Origin of the sequence: Pseudoxanthomonas sp. z9 (assembly GCF_006542425.1) — a bacterium.
Classification (GTDB): domain Bacteria; phylum Pseudomonadota; class Gammaproteobacteria; order Xanthomonadales; family Xanthomonadaceae; genus Pseudoxanthomonas_A.
Window position 1 is genome coordinate 680,736 of sequence record NZ_VFID01000007.1, and the last position, 24,621, is coordinate 705,356.

Below are 24,621 nucleotides of genomic sequence, written 5' to 3' on the forward strand. Positions count from 1 at the left end.
ATGCCCCGCATGTTTCCTGCGAGGGCTCTCGATGCGCCACTTCATCCGGGGACGCCGGCTTCCGGCATCCGTACTGCCATTCCTCCTGCCCATCATCCTGCCAGCCTCGGCGGCCCGTGCCGCCGATGATGTGATCCGGCCCACGGGTCGCATCTACTACGACTTCGCCCGCTTCGACAACGACGATCGCGGCCCGCCTTCGCGCGGTCACGACGGGCTGCGCCTGGGCTGGCTGGGCGTGACCGGACGGTGGCAGGGGTTCGGCTATCGTGCCGAGGTGGACGTCGCGCCCACCCACTGGGCCCTGCGCAACGTGTGGCTCAGCCGCGAGCTCGGCTCGCCGGTCCGCGGCGTACTCACCGTGGGCCAGATGGGCCACTATTTCGCACTCGACGAGCGGGTCAGCTTCAATCATCGGCCCGCCGTGGAATCCAGCTACCTGGCCCAGACGCTGGCTTCGCCGCACCGCGTCGGCATCGGCTGGGAAGGACATCACGCCGGCTGGTTCTGGGGCGCCAGCGCCGGCAGCCTGGGCCGCTTCGACGTTCCGGAAATCAAGGGTCGCGGATTCAGCGGACGCGCGGGCCGCGTGTTTCCACGCGATGACGGCGACCTGCTGCACCTGGCCGGCTCGGTGATGCGCGAACACCACGATCATCCCGGGGTCGGCGGTGCCGCGCCGCTGCGGATACCGCTCAGGACCGCCGGCCATTTCTCGCGCCGTCCGGCAATGGTCCTGGCCGATTACCGCGACGGTCGGGACGTGCGAGTGGACAAGCGCGGGCTGGAAGCGGCCGGCGTGCATGGCGCATGGTCCTGGCAGACCGAATACGCGCGCGGCCGCTACCGCGACGGTCTGCGGCGTGATCGCATCGCCGCCCATTACGTCATGGCGACCTGGATGCTGACGGGCGAGCGCCGCCCCTACGATGTCGCCGGCGGCCATTTCGGCCAGGTGCAACCGCAGGGCCCGGGTGGCGCATGGGAATTGGTGGCGCGCCACGACCGCATTACCGCCAGCGGCGCGGGCGAAGGCCCGCGGCAGCGATTGGCGGCCGATGCCTGGACGATCGGCGTCAATTGGTATCCCCGGCGCAACGTGCGGGTGATGCTGGACTGGATCGACAGCCGCCGCCAGGACCGCACGCGGGATCAGCTGCTGGACCATACCGGCGCCCTGGCCGGCCGCGTGCAATGGGATTTCTGATTTCGCCGGGCGCTAGGATGCGCCGCCGGAAGTGTCCGATGCCGGATCCGGATCGCCTTCCGGCTCCAGTGCCTTCACCAGCAATGCCGCCTGGGTGCGGCTGTTGCACTCGAGCTTCTTCAGGATCGCGGTGACGTGCACCTTCACCGTGTTCTCGGCCAGGCCCAGCTCGTAGGCAATCTGCTTGTTGAGCAGGCCGTCGGCCACGCACAGCAGGACCCGGAACTGCTGCGGGGTCAGGCGTGCCAGGCGCGCGGCCAGCTGGGCATCACGTTCGGAACGTTCCGCGGCCAGTGGCGGGAAGCAGGTGTCGCCGCCCATCACCGCGATCACGGCGGTGCGGATCGCCTCGGCCGGCGCGGACTTGGGAATGAAACCGGCGGCGCCGAACTGCTGCGCGCGACGAATCACGCGCGGGTGATCGTTGGAGGAAATCACGATGACCGGAATATCCGGACGCTCGCCGCGCAGCCAGACCAGCGACGAGAATCCGCGCGCGCCCGGCATGGTCAGATCCAGCAGCACCAGATCCACGTCCGGATGCACGGCCAGCGCCTCGGTCAGCGCCGAGACGCTGGCCACTTCCAGGGTCTGGCCGACTTCGATTTCCTCGCGCAGCGCATGCAGCACCGCCGCGCGGAACAGCGGATGATCATCGGCGACAAGGACCCGGGCCAGGCTCATGGCCGCCAGTGTGGCACGCGCCGCGCGCCGGTGCCCTAGTACCAATGCGTTATTGGAGCCGGTGGTCGGGCTGTTATCTTCGCCCCTTCCAAACCGGTTCCGAGGGAGAGCGGATGCCATTTTCCAATCGACGCGTGCCGCTGGCGGTTCCGTTCATGCTGGCCCCGCTCATGCTGGCGACCGTGCCCGCCGCCCAAGCCGAGGACGCACTGACCCTCAAGCCGACCGGCCGGTTGCATTACGACTTCGCGCGCTTCGACAACGACGCACGCGGCACCGCCGAGCGCGACGGTGACGATCTGCGTGCGGCATGGCTGGCGATTTCCGGCCGGTTCTACGTGGTCGACTACAAGCTGGAAGCGGATTTCGCCGGTCACCGGCCCGTCGCGCGCGATGCCTACATCGCCCGCAACTTCGGCAGCACCACCGTGACCCTGGGCCAGTTCAAGCAGTTCTACACACTGGACGACCGTGGCAGTTCCAACCACATCCTGGCGGTCGAACGCAGTTGGCTGGCGCAGACCCTGGCGCCGTCCTACCGGCTGGGCGTGGGCGTGAACGGCCATCGCGACGGCGTGTTCTGGAGCGGCAGCGTCTACAGCCTGGAGAGCATCGACGTCTGGCAGGCCAAGGGCCGCGCGGCCGGTGCGCGCGCAGGCTATGCGCCGTGGCGCGAGGCCGGGCGGGTCCTGCACTTCGGCGCGGCGCTGGCGCACGAACGCTACGATCATCCCGGCGCCGACGGCGCGCCCGCGCTGCGCGTGCAGCCGCGCGTGGCCGGTTACTTCGGCGACAACAGCCGGTTGTCGCTGGTGGATTTCCGCAGCGGCCGCGATGTCTCGGTGGACAAGTACGGGCTGGAAGCGGCGGGCGTGCACGGTGCCTGGTCGTGGCAGGCCGAATACGGCGGCGCCCGCTACGACGACGGCCAGCAACGCGGGCGGGTCAAGGCCGGCTACCTGCAGGGCAGTTGGCTGCTCACCGGCGAGTCCCGCCCCTACGACGCCAAGGCGGGCCGGTTCGTCCAGCTCAAGCCGCAGCGGCGCGGCGGCGCCTGGGAACTGGTGGCGCGCTACGACCACATCGAGGGCAGGCAATGGCCGCTCAACCGCCGCGACCTGTCGGCCGATGCGTGGACGGTCGGGGTGAACTGGTACGCACCCAAGCATTTCCGGGTAATGCTGGACTGGACCGACAGCCGGCGCCGTGATGAAGTGAGCGCGAGAACCCTGGATCGCACCGGCGTGCTGGCCGGACGCGTCCAGTTCGATTTCTGACGCGCCCGTCGGCCCTGCGCCCGGTTCCGGGTCACGGAACCGCGAGAAAATAATTTTCATCCCACTCTTCCTGTGCTACACAATAGGCAGCCACGATGTCGCGTGGCCGTGCGCAGGGGAGGCGGTTCGTGCGAGAAAATTACTTTCATTCCGACGTGCCGCTGGCCGGGAAGGGCCTGCCGGCCGGTGACGCCTGGACGCCATCCCGGCTTGCCGCGCAGGGCCCCTCAATCCTGGAAGAACAGGTCAGCCTGCCGGTGGCGGTGCTGAGCGAATCCGCGCTGCGCCACAACCTGGCCTGGATGCGCGAGTTCACCGAAGCCTACGGCTGCCGGCTCGCACCGCACGGCAAGACCACGATGAGTCCGGCGCTGTTCCGGATGCAACTGGATGCCGGCGCGTGGGGCATCACCCTGGCGACCGCGCCGCAGACCGTGGCGGCCCACGCGCACGGCGTGCGGCGCGTCCTGCTCGCCAACCAGCTCGTCGGCAAGGGCAACTTCGATGTGATCGCCGATCTCCAGGCGCGCGACCCGGACTTCTGGTTTGCCTGCGTGGTGGATTCAGCCGACAACGTCGCCGCGCTCGGCCGACACTTCGGTGCACGCGGCCAGCGTATCCGCGTGCTGCTGGAAGTCGGCGCAGCGGGCGGGCGCACCGGCGTCCGCGACGAAGCACAGGCGCGCGCGGTGCTGGACGAGATCGCGCGCTGGCCGGACGCGGTCGCGCTGGTCGGCGTGGAAGTCTATGAGGGCGTGGTCAAGGACGAGGCCGGCGTGCGCGCATTGCTGCGGCGCACGCTGGCGCAATGGCAGGCAATCCACGCCGCCGGCGGCTTCGGCGAGTCGCCGGCGCTGCTTTCCGGCGCCGGTTCGGCCTGGTTCGACGTGGTCGCCGAAGAATTTGCGGTCCTGGCCAGGGATCCCCGCGCCGAGGTCGTGTTGCGCCCCGGCTGCTACCTGACCCACGACGTGGGCATCTATCGCGACGCCGCCAGCCGCATCCATGCGGCCAATCCGGTCGCGCAGCGCATGGGGCGCGGTCTGTTGCCGGCATTGCGGCTGTGGGCCTGCGTGCAGTCGCGTCCCGAACCGGACCGCGCGATCATCGGCCTGGGCAAGCGCGACGCCGCGTTCGATGCCGGCTTCCCGCAACCGGTGCTGCATCATCGCCCCGGCCATACCGTGCCCGCCGATGCGCCCGCGCACTGGCAGGTCGGCGCGATGATGGATCAACACGCGTTCCTCCAGATCGAAGCTGGCGACGACCTCAAGGTCGGTGATCTGCTGTGCTTCGATATCTCCCATCCCTGCCTGACCTTCGACAAGTGGCGCCACCTGCTGGTGGTGGACGACGCGCATCGCGTCGTCGGCGCCGTCGATACCCACTTCTGATCCGCAGGTAGGGAACGCATGACGCCGGGAAACCTGTTGCTGTTGTATGCCACGCTGTCGATCATCGCCCTGGTGGTATTGATCGCGCGTTACCGCCTCAACCCCTTCATCTCGATCACCGTGGTCTCGCTCGGGCTGGCGCTGCTGGCCGGCATGCCGGCACCGGACATCGTGCCGGCCTACGAACAGGGCGTGGGCAAGACCCTGGGCCACATCGCGCTGATCGTCGCCCTCGGCACCATGCTGGGCAAGATGATGGCCGAATCCGGCGGCGCCGAACGCATCGCGCGCACGCTGATCCGGCGCTTCGGCACCCGCCACGTGCACTGGGCGATGATGCTGATCGCGTTCTGCATCGGCCTGCCGATCTTCTTCGAGGTCGGGTTCGTGCTGCTGATTCCGATCGTGCTCAACGTCGCCCGCCGCACCGGCGTGCCGCTGCTGCTGGTCGGCCTGCCGATGGTCGCCGGCCTGTCGGTGGTGCACGGCCTGGTGCCGCCGCATCCGGCCGCGATGCTGGCGGTGCACGAGTACCAGGCCGACGTCGGCCGCACGCTGTTCTATGCGCTGGTCGTCGGATTGCCCACGGCGGCACTGGCGGGCCCTCTCTTCGCGAAGCTGGTCTCCCGCCAGGTCACCCTGCCGGCGCACAACCCGATGGAAGCCGCCCTGCTCAACCAGGGCCAGCGCGAAATCCCCGATGCAGAATTGCCTGGTTTCGGCATCACCCTGGCAACCCTGCTGCTGCCGGTCGGCCTGATGCTGCTGGGCGGCTGGGCGGACGAACTGGCTGCGCCCGGCAGTGCCGCCAACCACGTGCTGCGCTTCATCGGCCACTCGGTGGTGGCACTGCTGCTGGCGACCCTGCTCAGCTTCGTCACCCTGGGCCTGATGCGCGGCTTCAACCGCGAGCAGATCCTGAAGTTCTCGCAGGAATGCCTGGCGCCCACCGCCGCCATCACCCTGCTGGTCGGGGCCGGCGGCGGCCTCAACGGCATCCTGGTCAAGACCGGCGTGGCCCAGGAGATCACCCGCCTGTCGCACGAGTTCCAGCTCTCGCCGCTGCTGATGGGCTGGACCGTCGCCGCGCTGATGCGGGTGGCGACCGGTTCGGCCACGGTGGCGATGAGCACCGCCGCCGGCATCGTCGCGCCGGTCGCGCTGGCCGCCGGCTACCCGCATCCGGAACTGCTGGTGCTGGCCACCGGCGCCGGCTCGCTGGTGCTGTCGCACGTCAACGACGGTGGCTTCTGGCTGGTCAAGGAATACTTCAACATGAGCGTGGCCCAGACCTTCAAGACCTGGACCGTGCTGGAAACCCTCATTTCGGTGACCGCCCTGCTGCTGGTGCTGGGCATCGCCGCACTGCACTGACGACCGGCCGGAGACCGCCATGTACGACATCGTCTACCACCTCAAGCAGCGCCTGCACGAGCTGAGCCCGGTCGAGCGACGGATTGCCGACACCATCCTGGCCGACATCGACGGCGCCGCGCAGTCCGGCATCGCCGAGCTGGCCGAACAGGCCAATGTCAGCGTGGCGGCGATCTCGCGCTTCGCCAAGGCGCTGGATTGCGACAACGTGCGCGAACTGCGCGCGCGGCTGGCCGAGGCCAGCGCGGTCGGCAAGCGCTTCCTCGACGACCAGGACACCCCACCCAGCTCGGCGCTGTACGCGCAGATCTGCGCGGACATCGAGAGCTGCCTGCGCCGCAATGTCGGCGGCCTGCAGGAACAGGTGGTGCAGTCGCTGGCCGAGGCGCTGGCCTCGTCGCGGATGATTTACGTGTTCGGCATGGGCGGCTGCTCGACCGTATTCGGTCTGGAACTGCAGAACCGGCTGGTCCGCTTCGGCCGCCCGATCGCCGCCTACAGCGACGCAATCTCGCTGAAGGTGGTGGCGGCGACCCTGACCCCGGAGGACGTGGTCGTGGCGCTGTCGGTCAGCGGCATCACCCCGGAAATCCTGTCGGCGGTGGACATCGCGCGCGGCTACGGCGCGAAGGTGGGCGCCATCACCCGCGCCGACACCGCGCTGGCCGAGCGCGCCGACTGGCTGCTTCCAATCGTCATCGACGAAACCGACTTCGTGTTCAAGCCATCCGCCTCGCGCTACGCGATGATGCTGGCGGTGGACGTGCTGGCCACCACCCTGGCGCTGCATATCGCCGACGACAGCCGCGAGCGGCTGCGCCGGATCAAGTTCGCGCTGGACAACTACCGCGGCGGCGAGAATCGCCTGCCGCTGGGGGATTGATGCGTTACGACCTGTTGATCCGCGATGCCCTGCTGCTGGATGGCAGCGGTGCCGCCGGCACGCGCGGCGACATCGGCGTCAGCGCCGGCCGCATCGCCGCGATGGGCCGCCTGGACGGCGACGCGGCGAGCGTCGTCGACGCCCGCGGGCGGGCCGTCAGCCCGGGCTTCATCGATGTGCATACCCACGACGATCTGGAAGTCATCCGCGATCCGGCCATGACCAGCAAGCTGTCGCAGGGCGTCACCACGATCGTGGTCGGCAACTGCGGCATCAGCGCCAGTCCGGTGAACGCGGCCGACGCGGTACCCGACCCGATGAACCTGCTCGGCGAGCCGGGCGAGTTCCGCTACCCGCGCTTCGCCGACTACCGGCGCGCGGTGGAGGACGCACGTCCGGCACTGAACGTCGCCGCGCTGGTCGGGCACACCTCGCTGCGCCAGAACCACATGGATCGGCTGGATCGCGCCGCCAGCGACGAAGAGATCGCGGCGATGCGGCAGCAACTGCGCGCGGCGATCGCCGAGGGCGCGCTTGGCCTGAGCACCGGGCTGGCGTATGCCTCTGCATTCGCGGCGCCGGAACGCGAGGTCCTCGAGCTGGCCCGTGACCTGCCGGCCGATCGCCTCTACGCCACCCATCTGCGCGACGAGTTCGCGGGCATCCTGCCCGCACTGGACGAAGCGCGCGCGGTCGGCCATCGCAGCGGCGCGCCGGTGCGTGTGTCGCACCTGAAATGCGCCGGCATCGACAACTGGGGACGCAGCCGCGAGGTCCTGGCGTGGCTGGACGGCGCGGCCGCCGCGCATGACGTGGCCTGCGACTGCTACCCGTACGCGGCCAGCGCCTCCACCCTGGACCTGAAACAGGTCACCGACGCCTACGACATCCTGATCACCTGGTCCGAACCGCATCCCGACCAAGGCGGACGGATGCTGGCCGCGATTGCCGCTGACTGGCAGATGTCGCTGCACGACGCCGCCGGTCGCCTGCAGCCGGCCGGCGCGGTGTATTTCTGCATGGACGAGGAGGACGTGCGCCGTTTCCTGCGCCATCCGCTGACCATGATCGGCTCCGACGGCCTGCCGCGCGATCCGCGCCCGCACCCGCGCCTGTGGGGCACGTTCCCGCGCGTGCTCGGCCACTACGCACGCGACGAGGGCCTGTTCCCGCTGCATGAAGCCGTGCACAAGATGACCGGCCTGCCCGGCAGCCGCTTCGCCCTGCCCGGGCGCGGCCTGCTGCGCGAGGGCTGGCACGCGGACCTGGTGCTGTTCGATCCGGCACGCGTGCGCGATACCGCCGACTACCAGGAACCGGTGCGCGCCGCCGAAGGCATCGACGCGGTCTGGGTCAACGGCGAACTGGCCTACGACGGCAGCGCGGTCACCCACGCGCGCAGCGGTCGCTTCCTGACACCCGCCTGAAGAATTTTTCCGGAATCCGAGGGATCCACATGAACGACATCAAGCGCTATGGCGCCGAAGGCGGCGTCGGCCAGGGCCGGCAGCACATGCCCTTCTCGCGCGCGGTCGAGGCCGACGGCTGGCTGTACGTGTCCGGCCAGGTGCCGATGCGCGACGGCGAGCTGATCGGCGGCACCGTCACCGAGCAATCGCACGTGGCCATCGGCAACGTGCTGGCAATCCTGGCCGAGGCCGGTTATGGCCCCGAGCACGTGGTCCGCTGCGGCGTCTGGCTGGACGACGCGCGCGACTTCGCCGCCTTCAACCAGGTGTTCCGCCATTACTTCGGCGAACATCCGCCCGCGCGCGCCTGCGTGGAGAACCGGATGGTCGTGGACTGCAAGGTCGAGGTCGACTGCGTGGCCTACAAGCGCCCCGTGCGCTGAGTCAAATCGGCGTTTCGGTCAACTGGTCCATGCGGATGCGGTTGGCGAACAGCGAAAACGCCAGCGTGCCGGCCAGGCCGTTGGCGCGGCTGACCCAGGTCGGCAGCCAGCGCGGCGGCGCCAGCACGCCGCCGTCGAACAGCGGTTCGAACAGGCTCACGTCTCCCAGCGTCATCTTGCCGGCGAACAGGCGCCGGCACAGTTGCAGGCGATCCCGTTGCAGCGAATGGCGGAAGAAGGTGTGCACGGCGATCAGCCCGCGCAGATAGACCGTGTCCTTGGTGAACGCCGCGCCGCCACTGGTGGGCACGCCGCGGAACACGCGTTGCGCCGAGGCGAAGCTCTCGGCCGGATGCTGGCCCGCCTCGCAGAAGTAGCGGTACACCTCGATGAAATCCGCACCCGCCAGGGCCATCGCGATCGCCTCGATGCGCAGGCTGATCCGTTTCATCCGCTCGATGTCGATGCTGCCGGTGATCTGCTCGGCGAACGTGGCCAGCCCTTCCTGGGTCTCGGTGATCCGCGGCGACGACAGCGCCAGGCTCGGAAACAGCGGTTGCTCGCGGCCGTTGAGCGCGGTCAGCGAATGCACCAGCGCTTCGTGCTGAAGCAGTTGCCGGCGATCGTAGTCGCTGAACGCCGCGCCGTGACGCAGGCGGATGCGGGTGGCGCCGGCCGCCGCCTTGGCGATCAGATCCGGATCCAGCTCCACCGTGATCACGCGGGCGTCGAAGAAATCATCCAGGTCGCCCTGCAACTGGAGCTGCAGCGCGGTCGCCGACACCGGGATCTGCTCTTCCGGCGCCAGCAGCTCGCGATCCATGTCCTGGGCGATGGCGATGAAGTGGCGGGCGGCGTCGCGGGTGGTCGGTCCGTTGCCGGGCAGGGGCGCTTCGGGCGTGCCGAACAGGGTGATCGAGTGCGCGGTCACGGCTGGCGTTCCCAGGCATTCCAGCAACTGCGCGGCGACCGACCAGCTGTCCACCGATTCGCGCAGATAGCGACCCAGCGGATGCGCCGGATCGGCGGCCTGCGCGACCGCTTCCAGTTCGCGGCGGGCCTCGCTGAAGTCCAGCTTCGGATACTCCACTTTCGGCAGGCGCGGATTGCCGCGCTCCATTCCTTCCAGGAATGGCGCCTGCAACGCGGCCGGCCAGCTCGCCAGGCTCAGCAGCTTGATGCCGCGCACCGCCTTGACCAGGCGCGCGTCCAGCGCGGCGTGATGGGTGATGTCGGGAGACAGGTTCATCGTGTCCATGCCGATGCTCCGCGCGTGCCCCACCCTGTGGGAGCGACGACGGTCGCGAGCTCTTGGCGGAAACCCCGAACGCGCCCAGCCTGGCCGCCTTCGCGACTCACGTCGCTCCCACAAGGGAGGGGATCGCGCATATGCAACATCCTGGCAGCCTGCCTCGCATGCCTAATGCAACCTGTGGGAGCGACGTGAGTCGCGAGCTCTTCGCTGAAATCCCCAAGGCACCCAGCCTGGCCGCTTTCGCGACTCACGTCGCTCCCACAAGGGAGGGGGTCGCGCATATGCAACATCCTGGCAGCCTGCCTCGCATGCCTAATGCAACCTGTGGGAGCGACGTGAGTCGCGAGCTCTTCGCTGAAATCCCCAAGGCACCCAGCCTGGCCGCTTTCGCGACTCACGTCGCTCCCACAAGGGAGGGGGTCGCGCATATGCAACATCCTGGCAGCCTGCCTCGCATGCCTAATGCAACCTGTGGGAGCGACGTGAGTCGCGAGCTCTTCGCTGAAATCCCCAAGGCACCCAGCCTGGCCGCTTTCGCGACTCACGTCGCTCCCACAAGGGAGGGGGTCGCGCATATGCAACATCCTGGCAGCCTGCCTCGCATGCCTAATGCAACCTGTGGGAGCGACGTGAGTCGCGAGCTCTTCGCTGAAATCCCCAAGGCACCCAGCCTGGCCGCTTTCGCGACTCACGTCGCTCCCACAAGGGAGGGGGTCGCGCATATGCAACATCCTGGCAGCCTGCCTCGCATGCCTAATGCAACCTGTGGGAGCGACGTGAGTCGCGAGCTCTTCGCTGAAATCCCCAAGGCACCCAGCCTGGCCGCTTTCGCGACTCACGTCGCTCCCACAAGGGAGGGGGTCGCGCATATGCAACATCCTGGCAGCCTGCCTCGCATGCCTAATGCAACCTGTGGGAGCGACGTGAGTCGCGAGCTCTTCGCTGAAATCCCCAAGGCACCCAGCCTGGCCGCTTTCGCGACTCACGTCGCTCCCACAAGGGAGGGGGTCGCGCATATGCAACATCCTGGCAGCCTGCCTCGCATGCCTAATGCAACCTGTGGGAGCGACGTGAGTCGCGAGCTCTTCGCTGAAATCCCCAAGGCACCCAGCTTGGCCGCTTTCGCGACTCACGTCGCTCCCACAAGGGAGGGGGTCGCGCATGTGCAACATCCTGGCAGCCTGCCTCGCATGCCTAATGCAACCTGTGGGAGCGACGTGAGTCGCGAGCTCTTCGCTGAAATCCCCAAGGCACCCAGCTTGGCCGCTTTCGCGACTCACGTCGCTCCCACAAGGGAGGGGGTCGCGCATGTGCAACATCCTGGCAGCCTGCCTCGCATGCCTAATGCAACCTGTGGGAGCGACGTGAGTCGCGAGCTCTTCGCTGAAATCCCCAAGGCACCCAGCCTGGCCGCTTTCGCGACTCACGTCGCTCCCACAAGGGAGAGGGTGGCGCATCTGCAACATCCTGGCAGCCTGCCTCGCATGCCTAATGCAACCTGTGGGAGCGACGTGAGTCGCGAGCTCTTCGCTGAAATCCCCAAGGCACCCAGCCTGGCCGCTTTCGCGACTCACGTCGCTCCCACAAGGGAGGGGGTCGCGCATGTACAACATCCTGGCAGCCGGCCTGGCAAGCCGTCTCGCATGCCCACAGGGCGGGTGGCGAAGATGACGGCGCATCAGTGGCGTCCGTATTTGTCGTCCAGGCGCTTGTTGAGCGCCTTGACCTGCACGCGGGCTTCGGCCTTCTGCGCCAGGCGGGTGGCCAGCTTGCCGGCCGCGCTGGCGACCTCGTCACGGAGCTTCAGGTAATTGAGGAAGCGTTCCTCGTCCAGCTCGCCACGCTCGATCGCCGCGCGCACGGCGCAGCCCGGTTCGCGCTGGTGCGAGCAGTCGCGGAAGCGGCATTGTTCGGCCAGCGCCTCGATGTCGGCGAATCCGCCTTCGACCAGATCCTCTTCGCCGGTCGGTTTGAGCTCGCGCATGCCGGGGGTGTCGATCAGGCAGGCGCCGGAGGGCAGCGGCATCAGCGCGCGATGGGTGGTGGTGTGGCGACCGCGCGAATCGCTCTCGCGGACCTCGCCGGTCTTCATCCGGTCGTCGCCCAGCAGGGTATTGGTGAGGGTGGACTTGCCCGCGCCCGAGGAACCGACCAGCACTACCGTATGGCCCGGCTGCAGCCAGGGCGCCAGCACCGCCACGCCGTCGGGATCCTTGGCGTTGAGCGCGAACACCGGCACGTCCTGCGCGGTCACGTCGGCCAGCGCTTCGATGGCATCGCTCGCGTGTTCATGGCGGTCGGCCTTGGTCAGCACCACCACCGGCTGCGCCCCGCCGCTGCCGACCAGCAGCAGGTAACGTTCGATCCGGCGCGGATTGAAGTCCGCGTCCAGGCCCGAAACGATGAAGACGGCATCCACGTTGGCGGCGATGACCTGCTGCTGGTAGTGCTCGCCGGCCGCGCCGCGCTTGATGCCGGTGTGCCGTGGCAGCAGGGCGACGATGCGCTTGCCTTCCAGCAGCACCCAGTCGCCGACCGCCGGGCGCTCATGGGCGGGGGAACCCGCCTTGCGGAAGCCCGGCCGGCGCTGCCATTCGGGCAGGGATTCGGCCTTGATGGCGGTGTCCGGGCCGTCGGCCACGACATACCCCGAGCGATGCTGTTCGGTCACCCTCGCCGGTCGCGCCTCGGGGTGGGCCGCCAGCAGGGCCGCCCAGGCCGGGTCCTCCGGCGTACCGGGCCAGGGCCAGCCGATGGCGCGCAGGGAGGCGAGGTCGAGGGGGGCGTGTGCGGGATTTGCGGGCATGGCGGGATTCTAGACGCCTGTTAAACCGGGCGGCGCGCGGCTGCATAAATTTCCGTTAAGCTGGCCGTCCAACTCTCCAAAACCATTGCCATGTCTGCCCCGTCCCCCTTCCAGCTGCCCGTGCGCGAGCGCCTCTCCGAAGTCCGTTACGAAATCCGTGGCGAGCTGGCTCGGCGAGCTCGTGAGCTGGAGGCCCAGGGACGCAAGCTGATCAAGCTGAACATCGGCAACCCCGGCGCCTTCGGTTTCCGCGCCCCGGCGCACCTGCAGAAGTCGATCGTGGGCGACATCGACCACACCGACCCCTATACCCACCAGCAGGGCCTGCCGGCCGCGCGCGAAGCCGTCGCCGCCGCCTACACCCGGCGCGGCACCCCGCATGCCAGCGCGGACCGCGTGTTCATGGGCAACGGCGTCAGCGAGCTGATCGACGTGTCGCTGCGCGCGCTGCTCAATCCCGGCGACGAAGTACTGGTGCCGTCGCCCGACTACCCGTTGTGGTCGGCCGCCACCATCCTCAACGACGGCCGTCCGGTCTATTACCGCTGCACGCCGGAAAACGGCTTCCTGCCGGATCCCGGTGAAATCGAACAGCTGATCTCCTCGCGCACCAAGGCGATCGTGCTGATCAACCCGAACAACCCGACCGGCGCGATCTATCCGCGCGAACTGCTCGAGCGGATCGTCGCCATCGCGATCAAGCACAAGCTGCTGCTGATGGTCGACGAAATCTACGACCAGGTGCTGTACGACGGCGCGCGTTTCGAGCCGGTCGCGCCGCTGGCCGGCGATCATCCCTGCATCACCTTCAGCGGCCTGAGCAAGGTGCACCGCGCCTGCGGCTGGCGGGTGGGCTGGGCAGTGGTGTCCGGCAGCATCGAGCGGGTACGCGAGTACCTGCAGGCGATGGATCTGCTGAGCGCGCTGCGCCTGTGCGCCAACGTGCCCGGCCAGTACGCGGTGGAAGCCGCGGTCAACGGCCCGGACACCATCACCGAACTCTGTTCGCCGGGCGGACGCCTGTACGAGACCCGCCGCGCGATCATCGAGGCCTGCGACGCCAGCGAGCACCTGGAACTGGTGCGTCCGGACGCGGCGCTGTACGCGTTCCCGGCGGTGGTCGGCGATGCTGCCAAGGGCTTCGACGATCACGCCTTCGCCCTGGACCTGCTGGAAACCGAAGGCGTGCTGGTGGTGCCCGGTTCGAGCTTCAATGTGCCCTACCGCAACCACTTCCGCGTCACCTTCCTGCCCGAGGCGGCGGTGATGCGCGAAGTCTTCGTCCGCATCGGCCGTGCACTTGACCGCCGCGCCGAGGCCGCCACCAAGGTGGTGCCGCTCAAGGGACGCCGCCCCGCCGCGGCCTGATGGCGTGATGTCCGGAGTCGACTGGAACCTGCTACACGATGCCTATGGGAGGGCAGCGGGAATTCCCCTGCTCCTCCAGCAACTCGATGACTTTCCAGCCGAGCCGGAAGCCGAGAGCGAACCCTGGTTTACTCTCTGGAGCACGCTTTGCCATCAAGGCGATGTCTATTCCGCATCCTTCGCTGCGGTAGTGGCGATGGATGCGATTCTGGCCAAGGCCCCGGAACGGGCCACACCCAGTTTCTTCGGGCTCCCGGCCTGCATCGAGATTGCCCGCACCAATAAGGGGCACGAAGTTCCAAAGCAATTCGCACAGCCCTATTGGGCGGCGCTGGAAGGCCTCGCTCGTTCCGCCCTTGTATATCTTCGGGACGGGAAGGAGCAGGATACGCGGGCATCCGCGCTGTCGCTGATCGCGGCTTCCGTGGGTGAAGCCCGCATCGCCGAGGTACTTCTGGAAGTCCAGGAAGATGCCTTGAACGATCTTCTTGAATGGCTCCGTTCACGCTGAAGAGCGCTCTCATGGCCACGATACACACCACCGCCCTGCTGCCCGAGTTGAGCTACCTGGCGCTCGGCGACTCCTACACCATCGGCGAGTCGGTACCCGAAAACGGGCGCTGGCCGGTGCAGCTTGCGCAGGCGCTGCGCAACGAAGGCATTCCGCTGGCGGATCCGCGCATCATCGCCACCACCGGCTGGAGCACCGACGAACTGGACGCGGCGATCACCGCGCAGGAACCGCTTGGCATGCACGATTTCGTGAGCCTGCTGATCGGCGTCAACAACCAGTACCGCGGTCGCGGCGTCGAGGAGTACCGGGTGCAGTTCGCGGCGCTGCTGTGGCGCGCGATCGGTTTCGCCGGCAACCGGCCGGAACGGGTGCTGGTGCTGTCGATTCCCGACTGGGGCGTGACCCCGTTTGCGGTGAAGGAAGGCCGCGATACCGCCCGCATCGCGCGCGAACTGGATGCCTACAACGAAGCCGCCCGCCAGGCCTGCGCGCAACGCGGCGTCGCCTTCGTCGATATCACCGCGGTCAGCCGCGCGCGCGGCACCGAAACCGCGATGCTCGCCGACGATGGCCTGCATCCGTCCGCAGCGATGTACGCGGAATGGACCCGGCTAGCCCTGCCGGTGGCGCACCGCCTGCTCGCCCACGCCTGATCCCGTCGCGCAGAGCCGGGCTTGCCCGGCGCTACGGGGAATCCGCAGGCTCGGATGGCACCACGGTGGCATAGCCTTCCCGCGCCAGCCATTCCAGCAGGCGCGCGAGGATTTCGACGTTGTGCCCGTGCGCGGCGCCTTCATGCAGCAGCACGATCGCGCCGGGCGCGATGTCGCGCGTCAACCGCGCCAGCACCTGGTCCGGATCGCAATCCACGCCGTCGAACCCGCGCGCGCTCCAGGCGACACGCGCCAGGCGGTGGCGCTTGAGCGACAACCCGACGAAGGGATTGGTCATCCCCACCACCGAACGGAACCAGCGCGGCGTCTGCCCGGATACCACCGTCAGCAGCGACTGGTTGCGGCCGATCTCGTCCTCCATCGCCGCCGGACCGAGCCGCCAGAAGCGGGTATCCGGATGGCTGGCGCTGTGATTGCCGATGCCATGCCCGCGGCGGAGGATGTCCCGCACCCGCTCCGGCTGCGCCACCGCGCGTTCGCCGACCAGGAAGAACGTGGCGCGCGCGTCATGGCGTTCCAGCAGATCCAGGATCGGACCGGTATCGGCGGACGGCCCGTCGTCGATGGTCAGCCAGACCTCGCGCCGCGCCGTCGGCAGGCGGGACAGCGCCGGGCACAGCAGGGTCGCGCGGGGGTACAGGGTCGCCCAGACCACGGTCAGGTGGGTCAGCAGCATCGCCGGCAGGCCGATCCGCCATCCCCAGCGCCACCACAGCGCCACCACCGCCACTTGCGACAACGCCAACAGGCCCAATATCAAGCCGGGCCGGCGCGGGACGCGATGCAGTGTTCTTGCGCGGGTCATGCCCCATGATGCCATGGAGCGTAAAATTCCCTTTCCGCCTTCCGGTAGCCGTCCATGTCCCTCGACCCCGCCCTGCGCGCCCGTATCGAATCCCTCCTGCAGTCCAACCGCGTGGTGCTGTTCATGAAGGGCCAGCCCAACATGCCGCAATGCGGCTTTTCGGCCAAGGCGGTCGGCGCGCTCGGCGCGCTGGGCGTGGACTACGCGCACGTCAATGTGCTGGCCGACCAGGAAATTCGCGAAGGCATCAAGGCCTACGGCGACTGGCCGACCATCCCGCAGTTGTATGTCGACGGCGAACTGGTCGGCGGCAGCGACATCATCGAGCAGATGACCAATTCCGGCGAACTGGCCAGCCTGCTCGGCCTGGACGCGCCGGACCGCACCCCGCCGGCGATCACCATCACCCCGGCCGCCGCGGAGATGCTGAAGAACGCGGTCGCCGATGCCGGCCCAGGCGCCGCGCTGGCGCTGGCGATCAACGCCCAGTTCCAGCCCAACTTCCAGTTGGCCCAGTTCGACGCCAACGCCATCGCCGCCGAGTCCAACGGCGTGCGCGTGCAGTTCGATCTCGGCAGCGCGCGCCGCGCCGACGGCATCACCATCGACTGGGTCGACGACATCCGCGGCAAGGGCCTGGCCATCGACAACCCGAACGCGCCCAAGCCGGTGCAGGCGCTCTCGCCGATGGAGGCCGATGCCAAGGTCCGCGCCGGCGAAGTGCTGCTGGTGGATGTACGCCCCGCCGACGAGCGCGCCGTCGCGGCGGTCTCCGTTCCGTTCAAGACCTTCGACGGCAACGGCCGCGCGGATCTGGAAAACCTGCCCAAGGACACCGCGTTGGCATTCCTGTGCCGCAGCGGCGGCCGCAGCCAGCAGGCTGCCGAGGAGTTCCGCGCCCGTGGCTTCACCCGGGTCTACAACGTCACCGGCGGCATCAACGCCTGGGCCGACGAGGTCGACGGCACGATCAGCAAGTACTGACCGATCCATTTCCGAAAGAAGAGACGGCGCCGGAAGGCGCCGTTTCTTTTGCCGCGCGCTTGGGGACCTGAGCCGGTCCGGACTTCCCGCGGATTCTCCTTCCCCCACATGCGGGGAGGGTGGCGGCATTCGCCGTTGCCCATGCACGGCGGAACGACGTGCTCCGGATGCGGCCCCCACCCATCCTCCCCGCAGGCGGGTGAGGGGAATGTCCTGGCTATCCCCGGTAACCAGACAAGTGGGCGACATCCTTCCCTCGCGTGCGGGGAAGGTGCCCGAAGAACTTGCCCCGTACTTGATACGGGAGCGGATGGGGGCAGGCCGGGAGCAACGCCGCCGTCGTCCACGGAACCCGGCCCCCCTTACCCGCTGAAACCACCCTCGGCCAGATAGGCGAGCTCCCCGTCGGTGGAGTCGCGCCCCAGCGCCGGATTGCGGTGCGGGAAGCGGCCGAAGCGGGCGATGATGTCGTAGTGCAATTGCGCGTAGCGGATGTAGTTGGCATCGCCGGTGGCGTTGAACAGATCCAGGGAGCGCTGCTGATCGGCCAGCGCCTCGGAATGTTCGAACGGCATGTAGAAGAAGATCCTCAGTGCCGGTTCCACGCTTCCATCGAAACCGGCATCGACCGCGCGCGCCGCGTAGTGGCGCGCCAATCCGTCGGTCGCGTAGGAATGCGCGCTGCCGCGAAAACAATTGCGTGGAAACTGGTCCAGCAGCAGGACCAGCGCCAGCGCGCCTTCGGCCCCATCCGTCCAACCTTCCAGTTCGCGGCGCGCGGCGCGGAAGTGCAGTTCGCGGAATTCGTCGTGGAAGCGATCGTCGAAGGCTTCATCGCGGGCGAACCATTTTTCGTAGCCGGCATCGCGCCAGAACTCGATCACGCGGCGGGCGTCACTCATCTCGGAATCTCCATTCGTGTCCGCCGGCAAGGCTAACCGCTGCGGCGGCGCAATGGCGCATCGGCCGCCGCACGCAGCGTTCCGTGGACGTGCCGCGGGATTCAGCCCGGCAGTGCGAGCGCCAGCAGTTGGTCGTCGTATTCGCGTCCGCCGACCTGGAACCGGCGCTCGCCGACCGGCACATAGCCGGCCTTGCGATAGAACGCGATGGCCGCGTGGTTGTGCGCATACACGCCCAGCAGCAGGCGCGGCGCGCCCAGCGCGGTCGCCTCGTCGATGGCCGCGCGCATCAATGCCGCACCGATGCCGTGACCCTGGAAGCGATGCAGCAGGTAGATGCGCTTGACCTCGCGATCGCCGGGTTGCGGGTCCGACACCGGCAGGTTGGCCGGGGACAGCACCAGATAGCCCGCCGGCGCGGCACCGGGTTCGACTTCGGCCAGCCAGATCCGTAGCTCCGGGTCCGCCAGCCAGCGCGCGTACAGCGCCGCCGAGTGCTGGTCCTGGCAATGACGCAGGATGTCCGCACCCTCCAGCACCCCGGCGAAAGTTTCCAGGAAGCTGGCCGCGCCCACCGCGGCCAGCGCCTGCTCATCGCCCGCGCCCGCGCGGCGGACGCGGATCACCAGCCGTTCCGTCGCCTGGTTCACTCGTCGAATCTCAGGTGCCGGACCGACTTGCCGTTGCGGCGGATCAGCTTGAGCGCTTCGATGCCGACGTTGATGTGGTTCTGCACGAATGCCGAGCTGACCTTGGCGTCCGAAGCCTCCGTCTTCACCCCTTCCGGAATCATCGGCTGGTCCGAGACCAGCAGCAGCGCGCCGCACGGAATGCGATTGGCGAAGCCGGCGGCGAACACCGTCGCGGTTTCCATGTCGATGGCCATGCAGCGCATCACCCGCAGGCGTTCCTTGAACGCGTCGTCGTGTTCCCACACGCGGCGGTTGGTGGTGTAGACGGTGCCGGTCCAGTAGTCGTGGCCCAGATCGCGGATCATCGTGGACACCGCGCGCTGGAGGGCGAACGCGGGCAGCGCCGGGACTTCCGGCGGCAGGTAATCGTTGCTGGTGCCTTCGCCACGGATGGCCGCGATCGGCAGCACCAGATCACCCAGCTGGTTCTTCTTCTTCAGACCGCCGCACTTGCCCAGGAACAGCACCGCCTTGGGCATGATCGCGGAGAGCAGATCCATCATCGTCGCCGCATTCGGGCTGCCCATGCCGAAGTTGATCATGGTGATGCCGTCGGCGGTGGCACTGGCCATCGGCCGGTCCAGGCCGACGATGGGCGCGCCGGTCAGCTGCGAGAACGTGTTGAGGTAGCCGCCGAAGTTGGTCAGCAGGATATGTTCGCCGAACTCGTCCAGCGGCACGCCGGTGTAGCGCGGCAGCCAGTTGTCGACGATTTCGTTCTTGTCCTTCATGGGCATCCTCGTTCTCGTTGTTATCAGGTCATTCTCGCACGCACGGCCTCCCGCACTTGGCAAGCCGGCGCGGGCCGGGTTAGGGTCCAGCCACCTTCCGGGGAAAACACCATGCGACTGACCTTGATGGCCGGGCTCGGCCTGGCTTTGCTCTGCACCACGGCCCAGGCGGCAACGCCGCCCTCGCGTTTCATCCAGGACCCGTATCCCAGCACCTACCGCGCGATCGCCTCCGGCCCGGTCCTGATCGAGCACGCCACCGTGCTGACCGGCACCGGCGAACGCCTGGACGACGCCGACGTGCTGGTCCAGGACGGCCGCATCGCCGCGGTCGGGCGCGGGCTGCAGGCGCCGCAAGGCGCCACCCGCGTGGACGCGCGCGGCAAGTGGGTCACCCCGGGCATCATCGACGTGCATTCGCACCTGGGCGTCTACCCGAGTCCCGGCGCGCGCGCGCACCAGGACGGCAACGAGATGACCGGTTCGGTCACCGCCAACGTCTGGGCCGAGCATTCGGTATGGCCGCAGGATCCCGGTTTCCACACCGCGCTGGCCGGCGGCGTCACCACCCTGCAGGTACTGCCGGGTTCGGCCAACCTGGTCGGCGGCCGTGGCGTGACCCTGAAGAACGTCTCCGCCACCACCTACCAGGGCATGAAGTTCCCGGGCGCGCCGTGGGGACTGAAGATGGCCTGCGGCGAAAATCCCAAGCGCGTGTATGGCGGCAAGGGGGTGCCGCCGATGACCCGGATGGGCAACGTCGCCGGCTACCGCGCCGCCTTCATCGATGCGGCCGAGTACCTGAAGAAGAACGCGCCGAAGGATTCCGAACCGAAGAAAAAGCGCTGGTGGCAGCGTGGCTCCGGCGACGGCCAGGACAGCAGCGGCGACAGCGGCGGCAAGCGCGATCTGAAACTGGACACCCTGGCCGGCGCCATCCACGGCGACATCCTGGTGCACATCCACTGCTACCGCGCCGACGAGATGGCCACCATGCTCGACCTGGCCAAGGAGTTCGGCTTCAAGGTCGCCGCGTTCCATCACGGCGTGGAGGCCTACAAGCTGGCCGACCGGCTGGCCGCCGAAGGCGTCTGCGGCGCGCTGTGGGCCGACTGGTGGGGCTTCAAGATGGAAGCCTTCGACGGCATCCAGGAAAACATCGCGCTGGTCGATCGTCCCGCCAACAGCTGCGCGATCGTGCATTCGGATTCGGACGAGGGCATCCAGCGCCTCAACCAGGAGGCGGCCAAGGTGATCGCCAGCGCGCGCCGCGCCGGCATGGGCGACATCACGCCCGAGCACGCGATCCGCTGGCTCACCGCCAACCCGGCCAAGGCGCTGGGCGTGGCCGCGCAGACCGGCACTCTGGAGGCAGGCAAGATGGGCGACGTGGTGATCTGGAACCAGAATCCCTTCAGCGTCTACGCACAGGCCGAACAGGTTTACATCGACGGCGCGCGCGTGTACGACCGCCACGATCGGAGTCGCCAGCCCGTCTCGGACTTCCTGCTCGGCCAGGAGGTGTCGCGATGAGCCGCCGTCTGCTGGGTCGCCTGTGCCTGCTGGCCGTGGCCGTCGCCGCTTCGCCTGTGATGGCGCAGGACGTATTGATTCGCAATGCCACCGTGCATACCGCCGCCGCGCAGGGCACGCTGAAGAACGCCGACGTGCTGATCCGCAACGGCGTGATCCAGGCGGTCGGCGCCGGCCTGTCCGCGCCTGCGGGCGTGGAGGTGGTGGATGCGGCGGGCAAGCCGCTGACGCCGGCATTGTTCGCCGGCATCACCGAGATCGGCGTGGAGGAAGTTTCCGGCGAACAGGCCACCGACGACAGTTCGGTCTCGCTGGCCAACCAGCAGCCGATGCGCCCCGAGTTCGATGTCACCCTCGCCTATAACCCGGCCTCGATCCTGGTGCCAGTGGCGCGCGTGGAGGGCCTGGGCTTCACCCTGCTGGGCGCGGGCACCGGCGCCTCCTTCATCGCCGGCCAGGGCGGCGTGATGCGGCTGGATGGCAGCGCCGATCCGATCGGACCGCGCGCGCTGTTCGTCCGGCTGGGCGGCGGTGCGTCCGGCCTGAGCGGCAACTCGCGCGCGGCGCAGTGGATGCTGCTGGACCAGCTGGTCGCCGAAGCGCGCGGCCGCATCCCCGCCGATTCGCCGCATGCCCTGCTGACGCCGGCCGGCCGCGCCACGCTGGCGAAATACCTGGCCGGCAACGGCCGGTTGGTGGTGGGCGTCAATCGCGCCGCCGACATGCGCCAGCTGCTGCGTTGGGCGAAGAAGGAAAACATCCGCATCGCGATCAGTGGCGGTGCCGAGGCCTGGAAGCTGGCACCGGAACTGGCGCAGGCGCGGGTACCGGTATTCATCGACGGCCTGGCGGCGTTGCCGTCGGACTTCGATCAGATCGGTGCGACCCTGGAGAACGCGAAACGGTTGGACGCAGCCGGTGTCAGCGTCGGCTTCACCCAGTCCGGCGACGCCTCCCACAACGCGCGCAAAATCCGCCAGCACGCCGGCAACGCGGTCGCCAACGGCCTGCCGTGGGAACAGGGCCTGGCGGGACTGACCCGGGTGCCGGCGCAGGCATTGGGCGTGGACGATCGGCTGGGCAGCATCGCGCCGGGCAAGCTGGCCGATCTGGTGCTCTGGAGCGGCGATCCGCTGGATGTGATCAACACCGCCGAGCAGATCTGGCTGGGCGGCAAGGCCATGCCGATGCGTTCGCGCCAGACCGAACTGCGGGATCGCTACCTGCGCGACGGCGGTGCCCTGCCGCGCGCCTACAGTCGCTGAGCAGACAACCCGGCCGGCGCCCGCCGGCCGGGTCATGCGCGGTGCGCGCGTCTTCCACCCCGGCGCGCCTGTCCAGAGGCCCATGACGCGCCTACACTGACCCGTCATCCGGCCTCGGGGAGCGGCATATGGAGCACATCAATTTCCTGGCGGTGCTGGCCGCCGCGGCATCGGCCTTCCTGCTCGGAGGCCTCTGGTACGGACCGTTGTTCAAGCAGGCGTGGTGTCGCGAAGCGGGAGTGGATCCGAACGCCTCCAACGGCCATCCGGCGCGGATTTTCGGTGGCGCGTTCGTGCTGAGCCTGATCGCGGCGGCCGTGTTCGCCTGGTTCCTCGGTCCGCGCCCCGCGCTGGGCGCCGCCGTCTGCACCGGCGCGATCACCGGGCTGGGCTGGGTCGCCGCCAGCTTCGGCATCAATTACCTGTTCGCCGGCCGCTCGCTGAAGCTCTGGCTGATCGACGGTGGCTACCACACCCTGCAATTCACCCTGTACGGATTGATCCTGGGCCTCTGGCACTGAGGAACCGAGGCGCGGCCGGCGAGCGCGATCAGCCCTCGTTGTCGGCTGCCCAACGCGGGGTTGCCGCAACGCCGGTGGCGGGGTCGTCTCCGGCCACCACCTGGTTGCCGCCGGCGCGCTTGGCGCGATACATCGCCTCGTCGGCGCGCTTGATCAGGCTGGCGACGGTGTCCTCGGCGGTGCACTCGGCCACCCCGACACTGACGGTCAGGCCGACCTCGATCCCGTCCACCACCCGGCAGTGGCGCGCGATCTTCGCGCGCACGCGCTCGGCGAGCGTCGCGGCCGCGTGGCCATCCACGCCGGTCAGCACCAGCACGAACTCCTCGCCACCCAACCGCCCCAGCTGGTCGCCGTACTGGAATTCCTCGCTGATCACCCGGGTCACCGCGCGCAGGCAGTGATCGCCGAAAGCATGTCCATGACGATCATTGATCTGCTTGAACACATCCAGATCGATGAACAGCAGCGACAGCGGAATGTGTTCGCGGCGGCGTTCCAGGATGGCCCAATCCAGCCGGTACTCGATGCCGCCACGGTTGAGCACGCCGGTCAGCGCGTCGCGCTCGGCATGCTCCTTCGCGGTATCGCGCTCCTGGCGGAACGTCAGCATGCGATCGGCCAGACCCAGCGCCATCACCACCGAGGCGTAGCCGAGGACGAAGGGATAGCCGTAGTCCAGCCAGTCCTGCACCGGCATGCCCAGGCTGATCTGCACCGCCCGCCAGATGCCGAACACCATCAGCGGCACCCACGCGGCCAGGAAGTAAGCCGCATGGCGGCTGCCGTTGCGCCCGGCCAGCGCCAGGCTGAGGATGCTGAGGGCATGGGTCAGCAGGAACAGGCCGTTGCCGAGATCGGGAAACCAGTCCTTCCGCGCCGGCCAGGGCAGCAACAGGAACAGCAGCGCCAGCGCCGGCAGGCGGATGCCGGTCCAGCGCATCCATCGGGTCAGCCGCGGTGTGTGCCGGCGCAGATCCGCGTATTCGATCATCAGGGCGGTGGTCAGCATCGTCGCCAGGGTGGCGATGTACCAGATGCCCGGTGCGCCGAAACGCCAAAGCACCCGCAGGCCCGGCAGGGCATACGCCTCACCATAGGAGCACAGGACGTACAGCATCTGCGCGAGCATCGCGCCGGCATACAGCAGGTAGACCCGCTCGCGCAGCACCAGCCAGAACAACAGCACGGTCAGCGAAACGCCCAGCGTCACGCCCATCGCCATCATCAGCATGCGGGTGTGCTGGAGATCGGACGCGGCATGTTCGGCGCGCGACTCCACCTTGACGTGCAACGGATAGCGCGCGTCCTCCACCTTCACGTAGACCGGCGCGTCGCCGGCCAGCGGAAACACCAGCGCATGGCGGGAATAGCGCGGATCCAGATCCGGGTCGAACAGGCGATGGCTGACCGGCGCAACACCGGGCCCGGTCAGGACCGTGACCCGAGCGCTGTACGGGTGGTACACCACCAGCAATGGCGATTCGATGCCGCCCTGCGGTTGCAGCCGCCACTCGCCGTTGCCCAGCACGTGCGGGCCGGGCGTGGTCGGGTTGGCTTCATCGACCAGCGCTTGCTCGAAGCGGCGTTCGGAAAACAGGCCCGCGGTCTGGTCGGCCTGTTGCGTGGCGACGACGGGCAGGATGGGATCAACGCGCGCGATGCCGCCTTCCTGCGCCACCGCCGGCTGCGTCAGCGCCGTCCCCAGCAGAATCCACACCCACCCCAGTTTCATGCCACTCCCTGTCCTGCGGGCGGAAGTGTGGACATGGGCCCCCCGTGCCACAAGGGGAAAGACGGTTATTTTGTGATGACAATCACACTAATATTTAGTCATAAGTCTCTGATGAGACCTGTCTGTAATCTCGTTTCTAGTGTGACGACACCCGCCATATAGTGA

General features: G+C 68.3%; 22 protein-coding genes. 14 read left to right on the forward strand and 8 right to left on the reverse strand.

What is annotated here, in order from left to right; genetic code table 11:
• Positions 1–31: 31 nt before the first annotated feature.
• Positions 32–1,207 carry a porin gene (locus FG323_RS10225; protein WP_141454417.1) on the forward strand — a complete coding sequence of 392 codons (1,176 nt, stop codon included), beginning with the start codon at positions 32–34 and terminating at the stop codon, positions 1,205–1,207.
• A 12-nt stretch (positions 1,208–1,219) separates the two neighbouring features.
• Here FG323_RS10225 and FG323_RS10230 read toward each other — a convergent pair whose 3' ends face one another.
• Positions 1,220–1,891, reverse strand: a complete 672-nt coding sequence (locus tag FG323_RS10230) for a response regulator transcription factor (protein WP_141454419.1) — start codon at positions 1,889–1,891, stop codon at positions 1,220–1,222.
• Between the two features lie 113 nt (positions 1,892–2,004).
• On the opposite strand from FG323_RS10230, the gene FG323_RS10235 reads away from it, so the two are divergent.
• The 6 genes from FG323_RS10235 to FG323_RS10260 all read left to right on the forward strand — a co-directional run bounded on the left by FG323_RS10235 (position 2,005) and on the right by FG323_RS10260 (position 8,671).
• Positions 2,005–3,168 (forward strand): porin, encoded by a 1,164-nt coding sequence (locus FG323_RS10235; protein ID WP_181444163.1) that lies wholly within the window; start codon positions 2,005–2,007, stop codon positions 3,166–3,168.
• Between the two features lie 128 nt (positions 3,169–3,296).
• Positions 3,297–4,562 (forward strand): amino acid deaminase, encoded by a 1,266-nt coding sequence (locus FG323_RS10240; protein ID WP_220094149.1) that lies wholly within the window; start codon positions 3,297–3,299, stop codon positions 4,560–4,562.
• Positions 4,563–4,580: 18 nt separating this feature from the next.
• The gene (locus tag FG323_RS10245; RefSeq protein WP_141454424.1) at positions 4,581–5,936 is read left to right on the forward strand and encodes a gluconate:H+ symporter; all 1,356 of its coding nucleotides are present in this window, start codon (positions 4,581–4,583) and stop codon (positions 5,934–5,936) included.
• A gap of 19 nt (positions 5,937–5,955) precedes the next feature.
• On the forward strand, positions 5,956–6,819 hold the full coding sequence (locus tag FG323_RS10250; protein WP_141454426.1) for a MurR/RpiR family transcriptional regulator: 864 nt from the start codon (positions 5,956–5,958) through the stop codon (positions 6,817–6,819).
• The gene (locus FG323_RS10255) at positions 6,819–8,246 is read left to right on the forward strand and encodes a D-aminoacylase (RefSeq protein WP_141454428.1); all 1,428 of its coding nucleotides are present in this window, start codon (positions 6,819–6,821) and stop codon (positions 8,244–8,246) included. Before FG323_RS10250 ends, FG323_RS10255 begins: the two co-directional genes overlap by 1 nt.
• Before the next feature lie 29 nt (positions 8,247–8,275).
• A complete protein-coding gene (locus FG323_RS10260) occupies positions 8,276–8,671 on the forward strand; it encodes a RidA family protein (protein ID WP_141454430.1) in 396 nt (131 codons plus the stop codon).
• A gap of 1 nt (position 8,672) precedes the next feature.
• Here the strand turns inward: FG323_RS10260 and FG323_RS10265 are convergent, their stop codons facing one another.
• On the reverse strand, positions 8,673–9,929 hold the full coding sequence (locus FG323_RS10265) for a flavohemoglobin expression-modulating QEGLA motif protein (protein ID WP_141454432.1): 1,257 nt from the start codon (positions 9,927–9,929) through the stop codon (positions 8,673–8,675).
• A 1,675-nt stretch (positions 9,930–11,604) separates the two neighbouring features.
• Entirely contained in the window at positions 11,605–12,732 is a 1,128-nt protein-coding gene (rsgA, locus tag FG323_RS10270) for a ribosome small subunit-dependent GTPase A (RefSeq protein ID WP_141454433.1), read from the reverse strand.
• Between the two features lie 90 nt (positions 12,733–12,822).
• Here rsgA and FG323_RS10275 point away from each other — a divergent pair, with 90 nt between their 5' ends.
• From FG323_RS10275 to FG323_RS10285, 3 genes are read left to right on the forward strand one after another with little or no spacing between them, the layout of a single operon-like run.
• Entirely contained in the window at positions 12,823–14,100 is a 1,278-nt protein-coding gene (locus FG323_RS10275; RefSeq protein WP_141454435.1) for an aminotransferase class I/II-fold pyridoxal phosphate-dependent enzyme, read from the forward strand.
• A gap of 7 nt (positions 14,101–14,107) precedes the next feature.
• On the forward strand, positions 14,108–14,611 hold the full coding sequence (locus tag FG323_RS10280; RefSeq protein WP_141454437.1) for a hypothetical protein: 504 nt from the start codon (positions 14,108–14,110) through the stop codon (positions 14,609–14,611).
• Positions 14,612–14,622: 11 nt separating this feature from the next.
• Positions 14,623–15,267 (forward strand): SGNH/GDSL hydrolase family protein, encoded by a 645-nt coding sequence (locus FG323_RS10285; RefSeq protein ID WP_141454439.1) that lies wholly within the window; start codon positions 14,623–14,625, stop codon positions 15,265–15,267.
• A 31-nt stretch (positions 15,268–15,298) separates the two neighbouring features.
• Here FG323_RS10285 and FG323_RS10290 read toward each other — a convergent pair whose 3' ends face one another.
• A complete protein-coding gene (locus FG323_RS10290) occupies positions 15,299–16,108 on the reverse strand; it encodes a polysaccharide deacetylase family protein (RefSeq protein ID WP_181444164.1) in 810 nt (269 codons plus the stop codon).
• 39 nt (positions 16,109–16,147) lie between these two features.
• Between FG323_RS10290 and grxD the strand changes: the two genes are divergently transcribed.
• Positions 16,148–17,077 carry a Grx4 family monothiol glutaredoxin gene (grxD, locus tag FG323_RS10295; protein WP_141454441.1) on the forward strand — a complete coding sequence of 310 codons (930 nt, stop codon included), beginning with the start codon at positions 16,148–16,150 and terminating at the stop codon, positions 17,075–17,077.
• Between the two features lie 362 nt (positions 17,078–17,439).
• Here grxD and FG323_RS10300 read toward each other — a convergent pair whose 3' ends face one another.
• From FG323_RS10300 to FG323_RS10310, 3 genes are all read right to left on the reverse strand, one after another.
• The gene (locus FG323_RS10300) at positions 17,440–17,979 is read right to left on the reverse strand and encodes a DUF924 family protein (RefSeq protein ID WP_141454443.1); all 540 of its coding nucleotides are present in this window, start codon (positions 17,977–17,979) and stop codon (positions 17,440–17,442) included.
• A 101-nt stretch (positions 17,980–18,080) separates the two neighbouring features.
• Positions 18,081–18,629 carry a GNAT family N-acetyltransferase gene (locus FG323_RS10305; protein ID WP_255470134.1) on the reverse strand — a complete coding sequence of 183 codons (549 nt, stop codon included), beginning with the start codon at positions 18,627–18,629 and terminating at the stop codon, positions 18,081–18,083.
• Positions 18,626–19,402: an AMP nucleosidase gene (locus tag FG323_RS10310; RefSeq protein ID WP_141454445.1), complete on the reverse strand. Its 777-nt coding sequence runs from the start codon at positions 19,400–19,402 to the stop codon at positions 18,626–18,628. The genes FG323_RS10305 and FG323_RS10310 overlap by 4 nt, the downstream gene beginning before the upstream one ends.
• A 111-nt stretch (positions 19,403–19,513) precedes the next feature.
• On the opposite strand from FG323_RS10310, the gene FG323_RS10315 reads away from it, so the two are divergent.
• From FG323_RS10315 to FG323_RS10325, 3 genes are all read left to right on the forward strand, one after another.
• Positions 19,514–20,935 carry an amidohydrolase gene (locus FG323_RS10315; protein WP_141454447.1) on the forward strand — a complete coding sequence of 474 codons (1,422 nt, stop codon included), beginning with the start codon at positions 19,514–19,516 and terminating at the stop codon, positions 20,933–20,935.
• 59 nt (positions 20,936–20,994) lie between these two features.
• Entirely contained in the window at positions 20,995–22,200 is a 1,206-nt protein-coding gene (locus tag FG323_RS10320) for an amidohydrolase family protein (RefSeq protein ID WP_255470151.1), read from the forward strand.
• A gap of 128 nt (positions 22,201–22,328) precedes the next feature.
• Positions 22,329–22,721 (forward strand): DUF1761 domain-containing protein, encoded by a 393-nt coding sequence (locus tag FG323_RS10325; RefSeq protein ID WP_141454451.1) that lies wholly within the window; start codon positions 22,329–22,331, stop codon positions 22,719–22,721.
• Positions 22,722–22,749: 28 nt separating this feature from the next.
• Here FG323_RS10325 and FG323_RS10330 read toward each other — a convergent pair whose 3' ends face one another.
• Positions 22,750–24,456 (reverse strand): diguanylate cyclase, encoded by a 1,707-nt coding sequence (locus tag FG323_RS10330; protein ID WP_141454452.1) that lies wholly within the window; start codon positions 24,454–24,456, stop codon positions 22,750–22,752.
• Positions 24,457–24,621 lie beyond the last annotated feature (165 nt).